Here is a 14,797-nt window from a genome sequence, read left to right on the forward strand (position 1 = left end):
CTGATTGGAAAAATATCCTCCAGCCCGACCAGACAAGAGCGATGACCGACAATACCCGAGACGCTGCACCGAATATGCTCTCTGACCCGGACGCCTGGGTGGACCGGCACGGCGATGTGCTCTACCGCTACGCACTGCTCAGGTTGCACGACGCGCAGGTGGCCGAGGACCTGGTCCAGGAGACATTCTTGGCCGCATTGCGCCAACGCGACCGCTTCGCCGGCCGCTCAGACGAGCGTACCTGGATGGTGGGCATCCTCAAGCACAAGATCATCGATCATTTCAGGCGCGTCGCTCGAGAACTCCCGCTGAACGGGATGGATCCTCCCGGAGGCGGAAACCCGACTGAGTTTCACCAGTATGGCCTGCTGGCAGGTACGTGGAAATCAGCAGCCAGGCCGGCTGAGTGGTCGATGGATTTATCCGACGGCGTGGAGCGCAGCGAGTTCCGTAAAATCCTGGACCGCTGCCTCGAGGCGCTGAAGCCTTTCCTGCGTCAGGCCTTCGTGCTCCGGGAAATGGAAGAGTTGAAGACAGAAGAAATTTGTAACATTCTGGAGGTTTCCCCGACCAATTTGCGGGTAATGCTCCACAGGGGAAGATTGCGACTCCGCTCCTGTTTGGAGCACAACTGGTTAAGCGGCTGAATAAGGATAGTGATGAAGATGAAACCCGCACTTTTCGCCAGCTTCAAAGTCCGCATGATGGCCTTCATGATGGGTAGTATCCTGCCGGACTGCGAGGAGGCCTCACGACGGGTATCGGCGGCCATGGATGCCCGGCTTTCCCTGAGTCAGCGTGCCGGAGTGCGCCTGCACTTGATGGTCTGTAAATTCTGCAGTCGCTACGAGAAGCAATTGCACCTTATCCGCAATGCCGTCCGCTCCGACTCCGCGGAGTTGGAAGACTCCTCCGTTCATCTCCTTCCCGAGACTCGGCAGCGGATTCAAAGCGCCATTCGTTCATCTTCTGATCAGGATTGATTCCCCCGGCCTGGAATCGTTCATGTTCACGCATGGACACACTTCCTTGAGATAAGAACCCCTTCTCAATATCTCAAAAATCCTTGATCTGCCTACTCCTCGCAAAGAACCCAACTTGCTGAAATTCTTTTTGTAACGTTATCACTTCCCCTCCGACCAATTGACGATCACCTTAGAGCCGGCTTTAACTCAATTTCTACTAGATTAGCCGGGAATTGGACGATGACGGTCAGGTGCAAGGTCTGGAAAAGACGCACTTCCCGCAACAGAATAGTACGCGCTGCGTCAGGCTGTAGCTGACGGCGGCTTGATTGCTTCGTTATTTTTTTCGCGCATTCCGGAGCCGGTCAGGATGCACAAATCCGACCCATGCGACTGCAAATCCGATCAACAGTAAACAGCGACAGGGAAAAATCATGATAGTCCGGACCTTTGATCAAAAAACCCTAAGAGATTACTATGGGACGATTCTGAAAGCCGGTTCCGACCTCAAAACCAGCGCCTGCTGTAGTTCCGACGAAAACCTGTCGCCCCGGATCAAGGCGGCGCTGGCCGAACTCAACGACGAAGTGCTCAGCCGGTTCTATGGCTGCGGTTCGCCGTTGCCGCCTCTGTTGGAGGATTGCACGGTGCTCGACCTGGGCTGTGGTGCGGGGCGCGACGCCTACCTGGCTGCACGGCTGGCCGGACCGTCCGGGCGGGTAATCGGCGTGGATATGACCGGGCAGCAACTCGACGTGGCACGGCGAAACCTGGATTCGCAGATGAAGCGGTTCGGTTACGCGAAAGCGAATGTAGAATTCCATCAGGGTTTCATCGAGGATCTGCGGGCAATCGGGATCGAGGATGGCTCAATTGATGTAGTGATATCAAACTGCGTACTCAACCTGTCGCCCGACAAGCGCGCCGTATTCTCCGAAATCTTCCGCGTACTGAAACCGGGAGGAGAGTTGTTTTTTGCCGATATTTTTGCGGGAAGGCGCGTTCCCGAACGATTTCATTCCGATCCCGTATTGCACGGAGAATGCCTCGCCGGCGCGATGTACCGGGAAGATTTTCGCAGGCTGGTCCGCGATCTCGGCTGCCTGGATCACCGAGTTGTCACGTCGCGGCGGATTGAGCTTAACGCTCCTGAGATTGAAGCAAAGATAGGCATGATCGACTTCCACTCAGTGACCGTTCGAGCTTTCAAACTGAACCTGGAAGACATCTGCGAGGACTACGGGCAGGTGGCGATCTACAAAGGCACGATCCCCGACTGGCCGCACTGCTTTGATCTTGACGATCATCATCGTTTCTTTACCGGCAAACCCAAGCTGGTGTGCGGGAATACGGCCGCCATGTTGCAGGAGACGCGGTTTGCGGACCATTTTACCGTGACAGGCGACAGGTCGGTCCATTATGGAGCGTTCGATTGCAACTCCGGCGCCGGGCAAGCCGCCGCCGACAGTTCTACCGGTGGAGCTTGTTGCTGAGCGAGATGCAAGTCGAGAAAAAACACGGGCACATTTCCGCCATCTGGCAACTCGAAGCTAGCGAGATGGTGAATCGGATAAAGTTCATCGACCAATGGAGGAGAGATGGAAGTCAAAACAAGGACATTTGATTTTAAGGCCAAGCTTCGCGAGCATAAACTAAAGCTCAATCCGGTTTCAATAGAAACGTTACAGGTAAACATCGGCAAGCTTTGTAACCAGTTCTGCCGTCACTGCCATGTCGACGCCTCGCCGCTGAGGACTGAGCTGATGGACCTTCGCACAGTTGATGCCTGTCTGGAGGTGCTCGGCAGGTACGGCCATATCGGAAAACTCGATATTACCGGGGGTGCTCCCGAGCTGAATCCCCATTTCGATTACCTGGTCCGCGAGGCCCGCAAGCTGGATAAACACGTCATGGTGCGGCACAATCTGACCGTGACACTGGACGGGAACCCGCAAACAGGCGAGAAGAAAGAGTACCTTCCCGACTTTTTCCACGAACAGCAGGTGGAAGTGATCAGCTCCCTGCCCTATTACAGCGAATATTTTACTGACAATCAGCGCGGCAAAGGCGTTTTTAAAAAAAGTATCGAGTCCATGCGGCGGCTGAATGCAAGGGGTTTCGGCGTGGAGGGCAGCGGCCTGCAGCTAAGCCTGGTCTACAATCCGGTAGGCACGTACCTTCCGGCCAGCCAGAAAAGCCTGGAAGCCGACTTCAAGCGGGAGCTGAAAAACAAATTTGGTCTCTCCTTCAATCGGTTGTTCACGATTACCAACATGCCGATCAACCGTTTTCGGAAGATCCTTGAAACGACTGGCAGCTACGAAGAGTACATGGAGAAGCTTTGGAGCGCCTTCAATCCGTCGGCCGCGGAGGGAGTGATGTGCCGCAGCCTGGTCAGTGTGAGCTACGATGGTAAAATTTATGACTGTGATTTTAACCAGATGCTGGAAATGCAAATGACCAACGGCGTCCCAGCCACTATTTATGATTTCGATCTGGAAAAGCTCCTCGAGCGTCAGATCCGCTTTGCGTCGCACTGTTTCGGTTGTACCGCCGGTGCGGGGAGCAGTTGCACAGGGGAAACGACCTGATCAGCTTCCGCTGCAATGACAGTTGAAGTCTGCGAATAGTATCGTTGCGGCGGATAAATTTCAGACGTGATGTCTTGCCTGGCTTGTCGTGAGGGCCCTCTGTATTTGCACCGATCTTGTGGATAGGAAAAAGGCGGAAGCGATCATGTTTGCAATCGGGTTTCTTGTCCTGGCGGTATTTTTTCTGGCTTGGAGTAATGGGGCTAATGATAACTTCAAGGGAGTAGCGACACTTTACGGGAGCGGAACCTGCAGTTTTCGCAGAGCCTTGATTCTGGCCACGGTGGCCACGGTTTTGGGAAGCTTGGTCTCGGTAATGTTCGCTCAGTATTTGATCAAGACTTTCAGCGGCCATGGATTGATTCCAAACCGGCTGATCGATTCGAGGCTGATGCTGGCGGTTGGCTTTTCCGGGGTGGTGACAATCCTCTCGGCCACCCTGCTGGGGATGCCTACCTCGACTACCCATGCCCTGACCGGCGCCCTGGTCGGCGCGGCGCTGGTCGCGGATTCCGGCAGTATCAACTGGCGAGTGCTGGCCGGGAAATTCGGCCAGCCTTTGTTGTTAAGTCCGCTGCTGGCAATCGGAATTACCGTACTGCTCTATCCTTTTCTCCGGATGATGCGAGAGACTTTGGGTGTTGAGCGTGAGCAATGTGTCTGCATTGGGAGTGCCGCCTCGCAGCCGGTTGAAGTTTGTCATAACGGGAGCGTTGCTCTCAAAGGCTCCAGTGCTGACATTCTGACCATGGAGATGGGTAGCAAAGTCAAATGCATGGAGCGTTACCGCGGCCGTATGGTTGGACTCGATGCTCAGACATTAGTAAATGCCCTGCATTACCTCAGCGGCTCAGCGGTCTGCTTTGCCCGGGCAGTAAACGATACGCCCAAAATTGCAGCGCTGCTTCTGGCTGGCGGCGCAATAACTGCAACTCGTGGTGGTGAGATCGGTTCTCTGGCGCTGATCGCCCTGGCCATGGCGGCCGGAGGCCTGATCCACGCTCGAAAAGTTGCGGAGACGATGAGCAAGAGGATTACAGAATTAAACAGCGGCCAGGGTCTCACCGCCAACCTCGTTGCCTCCGCATTAATCCTTGGTGCTTCACGTCTCGGCCTGCCTGTATCAACAACGCATGTTTCCTGCGGTTCGATATTCGCTATCGGCCTGGTGAACCGTCACCGACAATGGAGCACGATAACTCAGATCGCGGTCACCTGGATTACCACCCTTCCCCTGGGCCTCGGACTGGGGGCCGCATTTTACTGGGTGTTAGTCTGAATAAGATACTCAAGAACTAAGGCTATCGAAGTGTTTTGCTTATTGTCTAAATCAGGGAATAGGATTGGCAAAGAAAAAAAGCTTCCGAAAGCGATGCTTCGGAGGCTCAGGAACGAAGAGTTCGCCTAGGCAAGTTGTGACATTCTGCTGCGAGGTCATCTGACTTCCGGCCCCTTATATGGTACGCCCGAGAGGAATCGAACCCCCGGCCTTCTGATCCAGAGTCAGGGGGTTTTTCTCATTCTTAAACGCGTAAGTCTTTACCGGGCACTCTAACTCCAAGTTTTTTTGCATTCGGAGTTACGTTGAAAACTTATTCGTTTCCGGGGAGAATACTGCTGAGATTAACCTCAACTGCTACATGCGCCGGGCCGTCAATCCGTTTAAAAGTCCTTGCTAAGATATCGGCAGGGGAGAGCTGTGAAATATCGTTCTACACCCCTGGTGTTTCCCGGTTGATTTATGCCCTGAGGCGGGGGTCAATGGCAGCCGGAAGAGGAGGCCTTTTTCAGCCGGGGCCTGATTTTTTCCTTGTAGATCCCGTAGGCCAGCAGCAGGCAGAGGATGACCGCCGAGATGTTGGCCACCGTACCCGGCACCATCTCCACCGCCGCCCCGACACTTACCGTGGGATCGATCTCCAGCGCCGCGTACAGCCAGTCCAGGCCGAAGCAGAACGCCAGGCCGGAGAAAGTGATGCCGGCCAGGTAGATCACCAGGCCGCGGGGTCCCAGGATGCGCCAGATAACACTCAGAGCCGACAGGTTGGTGGCCGGCCCCACCAGCAGCAGCAGCAGGGCGGCCCCCGGGCTTAAGCCCTTGGCAATCAGGGCCGCGGCTAAAGGAGTGCTCGAGGTGGCGCAAATGTAAAGAGGAACCCCTATGCCGAGTATCAAAAGGATAGTGCTCCATTGTCCGCCGGGCAGGTTGTCGAAAGAACCCACCGGGATGAAATAGGCGGTCGCCCCGGCCAGGACCAGCCCGGCGGCCATGTAGACCGACAGGTCGGCCAGCAGGGTGAAAAAACTGTAGCGCAGGCCCCCGGCCAGCCGCACCGGCAATGGCTGGCTTGCGCTCTGGCTGTCCGGGGCGGCAGTATCACAGCCGCGCCCGCCGCAAGCAGCGGCCTGAGACAGAGCCGGAGTCGCATCGGAGGGCTGCTCACGGTTGAACAGCAACTCCGCGGCACCGGTAAAAAAAGCCGTAAAGAGTGCTGCAACCGGTCGCACGATTGTCATGACCGGATCGAGCAGGGCATAGGAGACCACCAATGAATCGATGCCGGTCTCCGGGGTGGAGATAAGAAAGGAGGTGGTCGCGGCCCGCGAGGCTCCCTGCCTCCGCAACCCGGCTGCGGCGGGCAATACACTGCAGGAACAAAGGGGGAGGGGAGCTCCGATCAGCGAGGCCCACAGCACCGGCTTAAACCCTCTCCCCCCCAGGTGCCCGGCCACAGTCTGCTCGGTGATAAATACCCGGATCAGCCCGGCCAGCGCAAAACCTCCCAGCAGGTAGAAAGCCGCATCACGGGTAAAATTCCAGATTTCCGCGATCAGTTCAAGCAGCATCGAATTCTCCCGGTATTGTTAAAAATTTGAATCACCAAGGTTCAAAGACACCAGATTTTTACTGAGGATCGGCGTACTTTGTCCGCCCTGGTATGTAGCATTGTCCAAACTGGCCAACTCCGGCTTTAGCACGAGATTCGTTCACCCTTTATGGTTTACTCTCCAGACAAAAATATTTTGGACTATTTCTTTGTCCAGGGCAAGCTCGGTGTTCTCGAATTTAATGCAAAAAGCGGGGTTGGTTCGATGGACCCTTACGAGGACCCCCGGGTTCAGGCCCAGAGAGATAAGCTGATGGAGGTTGGAATGGCTGCCCGGTTTGATATAGGTGACCTTTCCGCTTTCGCCCGGCTCCAGTTCGTCAAGGCTGACCACCGTATTATCGATCACCTTGCGGCCATGGTCGCAGCAACTGCCCCTGGGGATCGGTTTCCCGTCCGGACAAACTTCCGGGTGGCCGAGCAGGGTACAGATCGATTCCTCGACCTCCGGAAGCAGGGAGTGCTCCAACTGGCAGGCGACCTCTTCCATGGCGGAATTTTTAAGTTTGAGAATACTGTTGACCAGTACCTCGGCGAGACGGTGGCACCTGACAATGCGCTCGGCCAACTCTTTACCGCCGTTCTGAAAATGGACCTTGTCCGCATCCTTGGTAATCAGGTTCAGGCGCTCGAGTTCATTGACGTCAGCTTCTTCAAAATCAACGGTGCACCTTTCCCGGACCGCCTCGATCGAATCATTCCCGGTTTCAGCACTGGTCCAGATAGCTTCCAGAATCTCTTCCTGTTTCACACTGGTTGTCATCGCTGTTCCCCTTTAAGAAAATGTAATATTCAACAGACGGCAAAAGTGGTTGATAAGACTGCCTGTGGTTAGGGCAAAAACGAAGACTATGCCCATGATGGTGATTCCCGCCTTGAGGCCGCGTTCCTTGAAAACTACGATAGCGGCATTGACACACGGCGAAAGAAAGGTCATTACCAGCAGGTTGACGATAATCTGAAGGTTGGTATACGCACCACTGAGGCGCACTATTTCGGTGGCGCCGCTCTCCCGGCGGATAATGGTCTTGATAAAGACCTGCACGCTGCTGTCGGGCAAACCCATAAAACCGTTTATCACCGGCCTGGAGATCTGCTCCAGCACCCTCAGCCCTCCGAGCCTGTCGATAAAAAATACAATAAGACAGGCCAGGATGAAGATCGGTAGCGCCTCTTTCATGAAAAAGTAGGTTTTCAGCACCGACAGCTTAAAAATACGCACGAAACCAGGCAACCTCATGGCCGGGATTTCTATCAGCAGGGGAGTGCCGGAGCCGGGCAGGATTTTGTTCGCCAGAAAACCGGCGATCATTATCTTGGCCAAAATCAGGCCGAAAACCATCACTGTCGCCGAGGTGGGCATTTTTTCCAGGATGATCAGCATGACCGCGAGCAGCGGGGCGCAGGGCATGCCTTGTAACAGCAGAAAAGTCGCGATGTTTTTTTCCTTTTTCGTGTCCAGTATCCGGGTGGTCAGGATGGCCATGGTAATGCAGGAGAAACCCATCACGAGGGGGATAACGCCCTTACCGTTGAGCCCTATTTTATGGAAGAGCTTGTCGAGCAGGATCGAAAGGCGCGGAAGGTATCCGGATTCTTCGAGGACTCCAAAAGCCAGGTAAAAGCAAAACAGTACCGGCAGGACCAGGCCCAGGGCCAGGAAAACACCGGTCGGCAGGACCCCGAATTCAGGGTCGACGATCATGTCCCTGATAAAGGCGCTGGGTATGGGGTCCACCAGCTTGGTGACCCAGGGGATCAGCAGGCCCTCGAAGAGCTTGCCGTTGATAGAGTCCACCAGATAGGTGGCCCCGAAGGTTCCCAGGAACATGTATACCACGGCCAAAATACCGATAGCTATGGGAATACCCGTTTTCAGGTCGGTGCACCAGTCGCCCAATCTCGCCAGGAACGGGTGCCTTTTGACCGGCTCGACCTTCTGGGCATCTTCGAGGACCTGTGCCGCCTTCTTGTTGTACAGGTTACCTGCCTGAAACTCCCATACCGCGGGGTCTTCCCGGTGGAATTGTTCGGCAAGGCGCTTGAGCCGCTCCAGGACCCCATTGCCGAAATTCCTCTCCAGGTAGTCTTCCAGTCCCCGGTCCCTGGCCAGCAGCAGCAGGCCGATAACACGGGGGGAGAGAGTCGATGATTTAAACTCGCTTGCCACTTTTTCCAGAAACCGCTCGACCCTGGGCGGATATTTCATAATCCTTTTGGGGACCCGCATGCTCCCGAGCCTGGAGACAATCTCTCCCACCCCGATCCCTTCCCTGGCAATGGATGAGCATACATCAATGCCGAGAGCTGACGAGAGCTTCTCGTTATCGATCACGATCCCGCGCGATTCCCCCTCGTCGATCATGTTGACAACCAGGAGCATCGGCAGACCGTATTCGACGTACTGCAGGGCGATGGCCAGGGAGCGTTTCATATTCTTGGCATCGGCGACCAGGATGATTCCGCCCATGTCGGCGGCGGTCTCCTCGAGCAGGAAAATATCCCGGGAAGCCCTCTCGTCCTCGTTGTGCGAGAATATCGAACAGATGCCCGGCGTGTCGTAGAGATGGCTCTCCATTCCCTCGACCCGTCCGTTCTCCACGGTAACCGAGGTGCCGGGGATATTGACGCCCATCGCTCTGGTCTTGCACATCCGTGAGAACAGGGTGGTTTTGCCCACGTTCATATTACCGATGATTGCATAACCGGATCTGTGGTTTCCACAACCGGTCCCGGCTTTATTGCAGCATGAAGAGTTTATCCGCATTATGCCGCCATCTGAGAATGAGATTGTTTTCCTCCTCTGGCCGGCCATGCCCAGGGTCTGGCTCAGAGACGGTATTTTTTCCCTAGAGTGCCAATTCGAAGCTCAGAATACCGAATACCGTGTTGTCTCCCGAGGCCGCGGGATTAACGAAATACTGCACTACCTGATGCAGGCTGAAGTTACTCGAGACTTGCAGCGTGTACCCGAGTTCCAGCACTGTCTCGTGGGAGTGGGGCAGGTTCTTTTCCAAGCCTTTGCCCACGCGGGTGTGGGCCAGGCCCAGAGAGAATATGTCCGCGTCCCGGCCGCCGAAAGGTCCAAAATAGTTTAGCCCCACGCCGATGTAGCTGAAAAGCTCGTTGTGATCCGATGGTGTCCATCCCAGGGTGGCGAATGCGCCCAGACCCTGGAACTCTTCGTTGCCGGTGACTGGCTCCGCATACAAGTACTTATCGATGGCAACGTATACCCCGTAGTTGGACTCGAAACTCTCCGTAGAAAGAGGATTGCCGTCGCCGGGCCCCAGGTCCGCGCTGTGGCTCCAGAGCCCCAGCCGGAAGTTGTCGCGCAGTTCATCGCTGCCCGCCCAGGCCGGTTCCAGGCCGATCTCCAGGATCGAAAACGTGCCGCCAGTTCCGTCAAAAGCAGTGCTGAAACCCCACTGGCCTCCCCGGCCCGCACCGTCAAAAACGCCGCCAGCCAGCTTGAAGCCATCCACCGGCCGCAAAAACACCGAAAGGCCAAGACCGTAGACAGGGAATGTGGCCATGGGGATCACCGGAGTGGGACCGAAAGCATCCAGCAGCAGAACTTCGCCAAACTCCATGGCGCAGAACTCTTCATTGGCCTCCTGTTTACCTAGGCGGATGGTCAGTTTCTCCTGTGCGAAGGTCTGCTCAAGCCAGTATTCGCTTAACTGGGTATAGTCGTGGGCCTCCAGGTTGCTGGGGATATGGAAGGTAGCCGCGTAATGTTCGGTTACCCAGTTGCCGTGGCTTTGTTCTCCCCGCACATAAAACATCCCGCCGTTCCAGAGGCCCATTTTTTCCAGGTCGAACTCCAAAGACAGGTTCATCTGGCCGAGATAACCACCGCCGCCGCCCTGCTTGGCAAGAAAGTCTCCGCGGTAGACCACCTCCGAAGAGACCCATTTATTCCAGGACGAAACCACTTGGTTTGCCGATGAATAGGATGATTCGATTATTTCGTTACCGGCTGAACCGTTATTCCGAAGGCTGTCCGGTTTCTCCACACCCGCTCCCGCCGCCTGCGCCGAAACCGCGAATACCCAGGCGAAAAAAGGCGCCTGGCTAATATGCATGCTCCTCTTCAACAAAACCGTCACTTTATCAAAACTCATAGTGATACTGGCTCTTGCTGTACGTTACAGTCAGGTGAACAGAATTACGGTTGAAACCTCGCGGTAGTTTTCTGCAGGGGCGCAAAGAAAACCCGCGCCCCTGCATACTAACCGGTACATCCCAGCCAAGCGGGTTCCTAGAACCTCACCGCGAACTGCAAGCCCAATTGGTCGGGGGTTTTTGTCGAGGCCCTGCTGCCTTTGCCGAATATCTGGTATTCTATTTTTAAGACCACCCGCGGGTTCGGGTAAATACCCAGACAAAGGACCAACTCGTTCAGGTCCGTGTCCCTGGCGCTTCTGCCCAGGGCGCTGCCAGGGTCGAGGTAATCGAGTTTTCCATACCTGACAGTCGGCCTGACCACTTTATTGATCAGCTTGGAAGCCTGGATGAAATAGCCGGACATATCTCCATCTTCCACGCCGGTGGGGTTCTCGGACGAGGCCGAAGCAAACTCTCCGTAAAGGTCAACCAGCGAGGTGTGGAGCATCACGTGGCCGCCGACCATGGTGAGGTCGTAATCGCCGGCATCGTCCCAGGCGCCGTTGTATACCGAGAAGCCCACTTCCAGGGCATCCTGGAGGGTAAGGTTCACCCTTGCTCCGATAGCCTTGTCTTCGTTGTTGTCGCGGTATTGGCGGCTGTTGCGCATTCGCGAACCGTCGCCCAGGCCGTTAATGGTATAGAGGTCGAAGGAGAGCGAGTTGTGCGCATCGAAGTTGAGATACCCGTGCAGGTCAACTCCTACGTCCTTCCAGGCGCTGACCCCGATCTCACGCGATATCTGCGGCCGGGTGACAGTGTAGTTCATGAGGGGTGCGTGAAACTCGTCGAAGCGGTTGAAAGGCGTGAGCATGGCCCCCACCTTGATACCCAGGTTGGGTACGAACCAGTAGTCAATGTAGGCCTCCTCGACGAAAGTGTTGCTGCCGCCGGTCCCTCCATGCTCCAGTTCGAATTCCCCGATGAAATTAATCTTCTCGCTCGCCCAGCCGGAAAGCGTAAAGTTCAGGTAATGCAGGTCGAAATTCTTTGCCTTGTCTTCGGTATGGAAATACTCTGTGTACAGATAGCCGCCCCAATTCACCTTGCCGATATACGAGCTTTCTTCCTCGCGGGCCGCATTGACAAGATAGTTCACGATCTCCTCATACTGGTCCGGAATCAGCGCTGACTGTACCCTCATGGCCCGCACCTGGCCGGGCCATTCCTCGGCGGAGTATTCATTTGCTTCGAACAGGTCGTGGCAGCGGCCGCATTTTTGCTCGTACAACCCTCCGGAACCCTGGCCATATATGTTGCCGGTCTGAATCAGCAAAACAACCAGGCCTAACAGCACTACATTGATTCTATCTGTCAATACTCTCATTCTTAATTCTCCTGTTGCAGCGGCCCTTCGAGCCGTCACAAATCAAATACCTAAGGCCTGTATTTTATCCTTAACACGCAATTTCCTCTCTAATACACCCCCTTTCGAATTGACGGTTAGAATGAATTTTCCAGCTTGGTTTCGGCGCTTTCGGCTTGCCGGGCATGACGATGAATCTTCCGAGCCGAAGAATCTATGCTCGGGCAGCCAGCTAAAGCCCGAGGAATTTTGCCGCCCCTTGTAAACTTCGGTACGCCGAAGTTTACCGCTAAAAAAACGCTCCCTCCGGTTTTGTTGTTCCAGCACACTTTACTTGCCGTTCCTTAAAAGTTTTGTCTTGCCGAAAATATTTGCTAAAAAAAATCTTCACGACTTCGCTCCCATCCGGCAATTTGTGCACTTACAAGTAATGTGCCAATACCTATCTGTTTGCCTAACAGGTTGTATTTCTTAAAGCTAAAAAGAATGTGAAGAATCTAATTAAAAACAGCCGGTATTTTACGGGGAATATTCCCACAAGCGTGAGGAACTATTCCCCGCTCAGGTGAATAAATTCTGAAGTAAAAATGCTTCTTCGGATTGACAGCAACTATTTTTCCTTTTCCGGTCATTCTTGAGATACTTTCATTCTTGTTTCGGCCAGGGTCAGGGAAATGCACATTTCGCATTCATCCCGCTTGACTCCGTTATTGCAATGGTACCCGAATTTTTCCACCCATTTCAGCTCAAGTCGAGGACAGGTCTCCACGAACTTGGCGAACAGGACCAGCCTCTCGAGCAGCGGCGGCTGGAGCGAATGCTCCATCCGGCAGGCGGCCTCATCGGCCTCGGCCTCGCCGACCGACAAAACCTTGATGAAGAACTCGCGCAACGCCTCGTGCCGGCGGACCACGTCCTCAGCTATCGCCAAACCTTTTTCGGTCAGGGTGATCACATCGTAGGGGGCGTAGTTGATCAGCCGCCGGTCAGCCAGCGAATGCAGCGCGCCGGTCACCGACGAGCTGCTGACGCCGAGATCTTTCGCGATGTCCTTGGCCCTGACCGCCTGTTTGCGCCGGATTATCTGGAAGATTGCCTCCAGGTAGTCTTCCAGGCTGGCGCTGAGTGACTCGGCTGCTGCCATAGTATCCTCACACAATTTGCAGTCTCGACAAAATTAACCTGTTCTAACAATTTACGCCACGCCTAACATTTTGTCAAGCTTTTACCGTTATCCAATATTTTGTGGGAAGCTGCAGTCTCGATCCCTGAGGTTGAATCGTGGTTTTCTCTCTAAGGATCGCAATTTTTCAAAAGGGGGTTAATCCGGGTAAATAAATTTACGACGAATAAAGAAATTCCTGAAAATTGACTCTCTCCGCGGTAGAGCCGCGAGGTATCAGGCCAATCTTCCGGCACTGCGGGACACCGGAATTTCTAACTGCAAAAAGCAAAAGCGGTAACCCCGGAGCAAACTCCGAGGAATTCTTTTCGATTAAAAAAAGGGTCTCAATTCGGCATTTTGGGTGGGGGAGGGGGGCAAAATGCCCGAAATGTCTTGTATTCAGTCGAATTAATAATAATTTCTTGACAAAAAATGGATGAAGAAGTAGCATTTCAATGGATATTCGATCGGGCGCTTTGGAAAATCCGAAACTCCGAACGAAGAAAAACAGTAAACCACAGTTACACGGAGGTACGATGTCGAACGCTCCAAATAACCCCGAGGGCAACACCGGCCAAGTAACTCAGTCCGCAACGGACCATTCGGGAATAATTTACCTGGGCCTGGATCTGGGCACATCGCAAAGCGCCCTGGCAACCAGCTCGGGACTCAAGCTCAATGTTGCGAGCATGGTCGGCTGGCCGAAGGATTTCATTGCCTTTAACGTCGTTAAGAAACCGATAGTTTACGGCGACGAGTGCATCAAGTACCGCACTTCGCTGGATGTCTGCTACCCGTTGGAAAAAGGAGTGATCAAGTACCGGGGCAAGGATCCCAAGGGTAAAGACGACAAGGAAGCCAAGGCGGCGGTGGAACTGCTCAAACATCTGCTCGCACTGGTTGAAAGGCAAGGCGACCAGAAAATTTACGCGGTAGTCGGTTCGCCGGCGCGCTCGACCAGGGAAGACAAGCAGGCGATTATCGATGCCGCCGAGGGCCTGGTCGACTCTGTCATGGTCGTTTCCGAGCCGTTCCTGGTCGCCTATGGGTTGGGCATGCTCGGCAACACGATTGTGGTCGACTTGGGGGCGGGTACGCTGGATATCTGCCGGATGCCGGGCACCATTCCTGAGGAGGCGGACCAGAAAACTCTCTTCGTGGCCGGCAATGAGATCGATAAGAAATTTGACGAGCTGTTGAAAGAGAATAACCCGGGTATCCACACCAACCTTTCGCTGGTGCGCAAGATCAAGGAAGAGTATGGCTTTGTTGCGGACGGCCCGGAGAAAATCGAGCTGGGTTTCTATGTCAACGGCAAGCTGGCCACGATCGATGTGGCCAAGGAACTGCGGGAAGCCTGCTCGATAGTTGTCCCGGAGATACTGGACAACGTCAGGGAGCTGATCGTTTCCTTCGACCCCGAGTTCATGGGCGCCATCTCCAAGAACATCATCCTGGGCGGTGGCGGCAGCGGCATCAGAGGATTGGCCTCGGTGATCGAATCGAGCCTGGCCGAAGACCTGGGCACGGTTGTGGTCACGATCGTGGATGATCCCCTGTTCAGCGGCGCGCTGGGCGGGCTCAAACTGGCCCAGGAACTGCCGGTGCAAGAGTGGGAAGACTTATAAAAAGGTGCATCTGCTTAATAAAGCCTTCAGGCCTGGAATCCCCATCAGCGGCCATGATAGCCGGTTAAGGAGTCGTACCCGCCT

The 14,797-nt window shown here is 54.7% G+C and carries 12 protein-coding genes; 6 read left to right on the plus strand and 6 right to left on the minus strand.

Annotation, left to right across the window (positions count from 1 at the left end; genetic code table 11):
- Positions 1 to 41: 41 nt before the first annotated feature.
- The 5 genes from FVQ81_04915 (at position 42) to FVQ81_04935 (ending at position 4,835) form a co-directional block, all read left to right on the plus strand.
- Positions 42 to 647: a sigma-70 family RNA polymerase sigma factor gene (locus tag FVQ81_04915; GenBank protein ID MBW7995910.1), complete on the plus strand. Its 606-nt coding sequence runs from the start codon at positions 42 to 44 to the stop codon at positions 645 to 647.
- An 18-nt stretch (positions 648 to 665) separates the two neighbouring features.
- Positions 666 to 983, plus strand: coding sequence for a zf-HC2 domain-containing protein (locus FVQ81_04920; GenBank protein ID MBW7995911.1), 318 nt, complete (start codon positions 666 to 668; stop codon positions 981 to 983).
- A gap of 416 nt (positions 984 to 1,399) precedes the next feature.
- A complete protein-coding gene (locus FVQ81_04925) occupies positions 1,400 to 2,458 on the plus strand; it encodes a methyltransferase domain-containing protein (GenBank protein MBW7995912.1) in 1,059 nt (352 codons plus the stop codon).
- 105 nt (positions 2,459 to 2,563) lie between these two features.
- Positions 2,564 to 3,556, plus strand: a complete 993-nt coding sequence (locus FVQ81_04930) for a radical SAM/Cys-rich domain protein (protein MBW7995913.1) — start codon at positions 2,564 to 2,566, stop codon at positions 3,554 to 3,556.
- 145 nt (positions 3,557 to 3,701) lie between these two features.
- Positions 3,702 to 4,835, plus strand: coding sequence for an inorganic phosphate transporter (locus FVQ81_04935; GenBank protein MBW7995914.1), 1,134 nt, complete (start codon positions 3,702 to 3,704; stop codon positions 4,833 to 4,835).
- Between the two features lie 479 nt (positions 4,836 to 5,314).
- Here the strand turns inward: FVQ81_04935 and FVQ81_04940 are convergent, their stop codons facing one another.
- The 6 genes from FVQ81_04940 to FVQ81_04965 all read right to left on the minus strand — a co-directional run bounded on the left by FVQ81_04940 (position 5,315) and on the right by FVQ81_04965 (position 13,064).
- The gene (locus FVQ81_04940; protein MBW7995915.1) at positions 5,315 to 6,403 is read right to left on the minus strand and encodes a permease; all 1,089 of its coding nucleotides are present in this window, start codon (positions 6,401 to 6,403) and stop codon (positions 5,315 to 5,317) included.
- A 141-nt stretch (positions 6,404 to 6,544) separates the two neighbouring features.
- A complete protein-coding gene (locus FVQ81_04945; GenBank protein MBW7995916.1) occupies positions 6,545 to 7,207 on the minus strand; it encodes a metal-dependent transcriptional regulator in 663 nt (220 codons plus the stop codon).
- Between the two features lie 12 nt (positions 7,208 to 7,219).
- Positions 7,220 to 9,259: a ferrous iron transporter B gene (locus tag FVQ81_04950; protein MBW7995917.1), complete on the minus strand. Its 2,040-nt coding sequence runs from the start codon at positions 9,257 to 9,259 to the stop codon at positions 7,220 to 7,222.
- A gap of 34 nt (positions 9,260 to 9,293) precedes the next feature.
- Positions 9,294 to 10,571 carry a carbohydrate porin gene (locus FVQ81_04955; protein MBW7995918.1) on the minus strand — a complete coding sequence of 426 codons (1,278 nt, stop codon included), beginning with the start codon at positions 10,569 to 10,571 and terminating at the stop codon, positions 9,294 to 9,296.
- A 137-nt stretch (positions 10,572 to 10,708) separates the two neighbouring features.
- Entirely contained in the window at positions 10,709 to 11,941 is a 1,233-nt protein-coding gene (locus FVQ81_04960; protein ID MBW7995919.1) for a porin, read from the minus strand.
- Positions 11,942 to 12,548: 607 nt separating this feature from the next.
- Entirely contained in the window at positions 12,549 to 13,064 is a 516-nt protein-coding gene (locus tag FVQ81_04965) for a metal-dependent transcriptional regulator (GenBank protein ID MBW7995920.1), read from the minus strand.
- A 476-nt stretch (positions 13,065 to 13,540) separates the two neighbouring features.
- Between FVQ81_04965 and FVQ81_04970 the strand changes: the two genes are divergently transcribed.
- Positions 13,541 to 14,713 (plus strand): hypothetical protein, encoded by a 1,173-nt coding sequence (locus FVQ81_04970; protein ID MBW7995921.1) that lies wholly within the window; start codon positions 13,541 to 13,543, stop codon positions 14,711 to 14,713.
- The last annotated feature ends 84 nt before the right edge of the window (positions 14,714 to 14,797 follow it).

The organism is Candidatus Glassbacteria bacterium, from assembly GCA_019456185.1.
Taxonomy (GTDB): domain Bacteria; phylum Gemmatimonadota; class Glassbacteria; order GWA2-58-10; family GWA2-58-10; genus JAJRTS01.